Source organism: Alteromonas sp. G4i13, assembly GCF_054960505.1.
The window spans coordinates 1-5528 of the sequence record NZ_JBHNYX010000083.1 but is presented as its reverse complement, the minus strand read 5'-3'; the positions used below and the strand labels follow the sequence as shown (position 1 = coordinate 5528).

General features: G+C 43.5%; 4 protein-coding genes. 2 read left to right on the top strand and 2 right to left on the bottom strand.

Translation table 11 applies throughout. The annotated features are described in order from the left end of the window. Positions 1–252 precede the first annotated feature (252 nt). Positions 253–1704: a DEAD/DEAH box helicase gene (locus tag ACFI6J_RS21190; RefSeq protein WP_014977390.1), complete on the bottom strand. Its 1452-nt coding sequence runs from the start codon at positions 1702–1704 to the stop codon at positions 253–255. A gap of 423 nt (positions 1705–2127) precedes the next feature. Here ACFI6J_RS21190 and ACFI6J_RS21185 point away from each other — a divergent pair, with 423 nt between their 5' ends. After that, positions 2128–3078: an IS30 family transposase gene (locus ACFI6J_RS21185; RefSeq protein ID WP_462558639.1), complete on the top strand. Its 951-nt coding sequence runs from the start codon at positions 2128–2130 to the stop codon at positions 3076–3078. A gap of 440 nt (positions 3079–3518) precedes the next feature. Continuing rightward, positions 3519–4844: a mechanosensitive ion channel family protein gene (locus tag ACFI6J_RS21180; RefSeq protein WP_069944950.1), complete on the top strand. Its 1326-nt coding sequence runs from the start codon at positions 3519–3521 to the stop codon at positions 4842–4844. A 48-nt stretch (positions 4845–4892) separates the two neighbouring features. On the opposite strand, the gene ACFI6J_RS21175 is transcribed toward ACFI6J_RS21180, so the two are convergent. After that, complete coding sequence (locus ACFI6J_RS21175) at positions 4893–5378, bottom strand: hypothetical protein (RefSeq protein ID WP_014977392.1); 486 nt, start codon at positions 5376–5378, stop codon at positions 4893–4895. Positions 5379–5528: the final 150 nt, after the last annotated feature.

The window sequence follows — 5528 nt, the reverse complement described above, 5'->3', positions numbered from 1 at the left end:
AAACATTCGCCTTGTCTAGATGGCACACAGACCGCTGCAAAAATGTACAACAAAGATCAATAGGCCCTAATACCAGTCCGCATAATTCATTACCCACTCAGCGAGATTTAAAATGTTCGTAATCGCGGCATGTTATCGCAAGTATAGTGGTTCTACATCAAGGTGACGCAACAAAGAATACGGACATTAAAAAGGGCCTTTCCAACGGCCCTTTTTTAATAAACTCGGTATTATGAAGCGCAGTTCAACTTTTTACGCTTTTGCCCTGTTTGATGCCGTATTATTAGTGGTGCTATTTGACGGATTACTTCTGCGCTTAGCTGGTCGTTTAGCGGCACTTCCTTCACTTCCTGAGCGTCTTCGACCTGCAGGCTTTCCACCGCTATTGTTGCGCGAATCCGGTTTACCTGCGCGCGGATTACCATTTCCGCTACGGTTGCCTTGACGTTGACCCGACTTTTTATTCTCGCCACTTCGTTTACCTTCGCTGCCGCTCTCACCTTGTGGTGCTTTCGGCTTTTTCGGCTTCTTGGGCTTTTTAGGCTTAGACAGCGTGGTAACAGGCACGGCTTGCTGAGGCTCGAAACCTTCCAACGTTTCACGAGGAAGCAGCTTTTGAATCAGTGTCTCAATATCTTTCAGGTTTTGCAGTTCTTCAGCACATACAAATGACCACGCCTGTCCACTAGCGCCTGCGCGCCCTGTACGACCAATTCGGTGAACATAATCAGCTGCCGTATTGGGTAAGTCTAGGTTTACAACGATAGGCAACTCACTAATGTCGATGCCGCGTGCTGCGATATCGGTGGCTACCAGCACTTTAATTGCGCCATTTTTAAAGTCAGCAAGCGCTTTAGTTCTCGCTCCTTGGCTTTTATTACCGTGAATAGCGGCACTTGGAATTTTTGACCGAGTTAGCTTTTCTGCAATACGATTAGCACCGTGTTTCGTGCGGCTAAATACTAACACCTGCTCCCACTTCTGCTGTTTGATCAGACAAATAAGCGCGGTCGTCTTTTTAGATTTATCAATGGTCACTAAGTGCTGCTGAACCGCTTCTACCGTGGTATTGGCTGGCGCGGTTGAAATACTCACAGGGTTGCGCGTTATTGTTTTCGCCAGCGCAGTGATTTCATCAGAAAACGTGGCTGAAAACAGTAAGCTTTGACGCTCTTGTGGCAATAGCTTCAATACTCTCTTAATGTCGTGAATAAAGCCCATATCAAGCATTCTGTCGGCTTCATCCAATACCAACACTTCAAGCTGAGAAAACTTAACAGCGTTTTGCTGGTAGAGGTCAAGCAGTCGTCCAGGCGTAGCAATTAACACATCCACACCTTTACGCAGCTTCATCATTTGAGGATTAATCCCTACACCACCAAATACCACGGCAGTTTTTAACGGCAAAAACTCACTGAACGCTCTGATGCTCTCTTCTACCTGAGCAGCAAGTTCTCGCGTGGGTGTTAAGATAAGTGCCCGAACATTGTTGCCAGATACAGGTTGTCCTTCCATCAATCTCTGTAAAATAGGAAGTCCAAATCCTGCAGTTTTCCCTGTTCCCGTTTGCGCAGCTGCCAACACATCCTTTCCTTGCAATACTTCTGGTATTGCCTTTTCCTGGATTGGTGATGGTGTACTAAACCCTCGTTTTTCAATAGCTTTTAACAAGGGTTCAGCGAGCCCTAATTGGGTAAATGACATTAATAAACTCCTGTCATAGGTATTTATAAAAAATTGCATACCGCAAAGGTATAAGCGTTAGTGCTTTATTGCTAACCGTGGGGGTTATAGATTACTGGGAAAACCTAAAGAGATACGCCATTGCCAACTTGGCTTATTGGTGTTTGACATCAAGAAAAGAACGTAGGTGTTTACTCTTACAAATTGCGCGCGGAGTCTACCACTAAAAGCCGAAAGCCACCAGCGCATTTTTTGTTCAAAATCTAGTTAAGCTTGTCTGACGTTTCACTTAATAAGTTCCGATTTACATAGCTTAAGAGCATGGGAAGTTTTATCGGCCGCAAATTCAGATAATAAGTGCACCACTCATGGTTAAACGGTGATGAGACGATCAACTGCCTGTTGATGGTATTCTAAAGTCGCCAAACTAATAGAAGTATTACCATGAGTTACAAGCAGTTGATCGAAGGACAAAGATACCAGATAGAGGCCTACTTACGCGAGGGTTTCAGTTACCGAGAAATTGGGAAACGCCTGAAAAAGAGTCATAGCACTATCAGTCGCGAAGTCAGACGGAACAGAATCAGGGGGAGTCATTACCTGCCCGAAGTTGCTCAGGCAAAAGCGTTAAAGCGACGCCATCATGCTGCTAAGTATATGATGCCTGATATTACCGTTACTTTTGTAGAGTTCGGATTGGAACAAAAATGGAGCCCAGAGCAAATAGCTGGTGTGGGTAAAATTATCGGCCATAAGGTCAGTCATGAATGGATTTATGGCTATGTTCAACGCGATAAACTAACAGGTGGCAAACTTTATAAGAAGCTGCGTCACGGTCGACGTAAGTACCGTAAAGGCAGTCACGCGAAGCGTGTAATTATTCCAAATCGCGTTGGCATAGAGTGTCGCCCCGCTATCGTGAACAAGAAGAAACGGTTCGGCGATTGGGAAGCCGATACGGTTTTAGGTAAACAAGGAACAGGCGCGATTGTCAGCCTTGTTGAGCGAAAAAGTAAGTTATATCTGATACGAAAAGTGCCAGCGAAAAGCGCGGCTGATGTCGCTAGAGCTATGGTTGGTATGCTATGGAAATACCGACGCCATGTTCGCACAATCACAGCGGACAACGGCAGCGAATTCTGCGACCATGAAATGGTAGCCGAAAAATTGAAAACAGACATCTACTTCGCCAACCCTTATGCATCATGGGAGCGAGGGTTAAATGAAAACTTCAATGGATTACTGCGTCAGTACATACGAAAAGGCACCGATTTACGGACAGTAACAGATAAGCAGATTGCCGAAATTGAAAAGGCATTGAATGCAAGACCGAGAAAGTGCCTAGGCTTTAAGCAGCCTATTGCAGTGTTCAATAAATTACGAAAGGCTGCTTAATTTAGGAGTGGTGCACTTCGGAGTTGAATTTGCGGCTTTTCGCACTAAGAGAATGGTCTTGAACCGTACCGTCTTCCCTCATTTTTAGGAGAGATATTGTTATATTTATATTTCTATCAAAACGATAAATATCTATTTAGTACGAATTTTGCGACCTAGAAACGTAAACTTTTCAAGTAACAGAGTTTAATTATATTTATCAACACCTTAAGACATTTAGCTTTTAAAAGTGTGCATTAGAAAAACAAGTTAAACAGGGCTCTTCTACGTAAAAACACCTCAAAACCTTTGAAATTAAAGACAACTTGATAGCCAATTTCTGTTGGATAGATAAAAAAAGCTTTACCATATTTGTTATAACAGATAAAAAGCGCGCAGTTATTCCACGCTCAAATTACATCCACGCTGCTGCAGTGTGGTAAACAAGTGAAGTAGAAAACATGAATGTTGATAGTTTAACCCAGCACTTTGAGGAAAAGTTGGCTTTAGTTAAAGCATCGGTGATGTCTGATAGCTTTGTTATCCAGCTTACAACAATCGCAATTATTTATTGCGTTGCGTTTTTACTTGCACGACAAGTAAAAAAGCCATTTAAGTTTACCCGCGAAAAGCCACAGCAAGGCGCACATACTATGCACGGCTTTTTATACAATCTGGGTGAGGCACTATTCCCGCTTATCACCATCAGTATGCTAAAGCTTACTACCGTGTTGGGGGCGCAATTTCAGTTTGATGCATGGCTATTGGAAATAGCCGTTGTTGTAGCACTAATGCTGTTTGTTAATTCCTTGATTACTGGTTTTGTCGAAAACAACACCATTGCAGCGTTTATGCGATGGGTGGGTTTACCTATCCTATTTTTACACTTAATTGGCGTGCTTCCGCTGATAACTTCAGCGTTGGAGTCAATGGCAATATCAGTCGGAAATGTTGAAATTTCAGCGTATGGCGTAACAAGAGTGCTATTGTTTGGTGGCTTGCTTTTCTGGCTAGGCCGCAGCTCGAACGCCATTGGTCAAGATATTATTCGAAACCATAAGTCGCTCGACGTTTCTACCAAAGAAGTGTTCGCAAAGCTGTTTGAAGTTGCCCTGTTCTGTGTGGTGTTTCTTTTATTGCTTAACGTCATGGGAATTAACCTTACCGCACTAGCCGTGTTTGGTGGTGCAGTAGGTGTGGGTTTAGGCTTAGGTCTGCAGTCCATCGCATCAAACTTCATTTCGGGCATCATTATTCTATTGGATAAATCGTTGACCGTAGGCGATTACGTTGAATTGGAAGACGGGCAGAAAGGTATCGTCAGAGAATTTAAAATGCGCTATGCCGTATTAGAAACTTATGACGGTAAAGATGTACTGGTGCCTAACGAAAAGTTTATCAGCTCCTTGCTAATAAATTGGACACACAAAAACCAAAAACAACGTTACCGCATCGACTTTTCTGTCGCCTATAAAACTGATATCCGCGCGATGGTAGAGATTATCAAAGAAGCGGTATCGGAACATCCGCAGGTGATCAGTGGCGATGATGTTCCATTTGAAGAGCTGCCTGACTGTGAAATAGATAGCTTTGGCGACTCTGGCGTTAACATGTTCGTTGAGTTTTGGATGGAAGGTGTGGACGATGGTAAAAACCGCGTGGGTGGCGATTTGCTGCTTACTGTGTTTGAAACATTACGCGAGCACAACATTGAAATACCGTTCCCTCAACGCGAAGTAAGGGTTATCAACGAACAAGGCATTGGTATTCGAAATACCACACCGTAGCTATATTCGCTCATGACATGAGCGCTTTCGGTCATACCTTCGCGCTGGCTAAAACCTAGCGCGAAGTGTATCCCATTGCCACTCTTGGGCAGACAGACCTAACGTCTGGACAAACTTTGCATAGTCTTCTTTGCCCATCGCTGATGCTACAGTTTTTAATTGAGATTTGGCTTTTATTGCTTTTACCTGCAGTAACTCCAATCGCTTATCGGCACTTGAATCGAAGTTTTCACTGATGATTGCATTCGCTTTATTGGTCGCTTCCCACGCTGTAATCACATAGCCCACCAGCTTTATGTAAACACCCACCATACGCTTTCGCTCAAATATGTTCTCAAACAGTGAGCCGGATAACGACTTTTGGAAACTGGCCTCTGTTTCTAAGGCAACAAATTGCTCGGCGTTCTCTAGCTCATTCAACACATTGTGTAAAAGCTTAATGTGGGCGTGCGTATTAAGTGCGTCGACGTGAAGTGCGTTAATATCGTCGCTTAGCATTTCTAAATTGACCAACGTTCGTTGAAGACTAGCCATTGTGGTAATTGTCTGTAGAAGCGAAAAATAAAGGTTCAGTGTATCGAATTAAAGATGGGTTTGCGATGGTCTCGCGGTCGTTTTAATCACATTAAGAATTCACAACACAACTTATAGAAATCAATTAAAAAGGGCGCGGAAGCGCCCTTT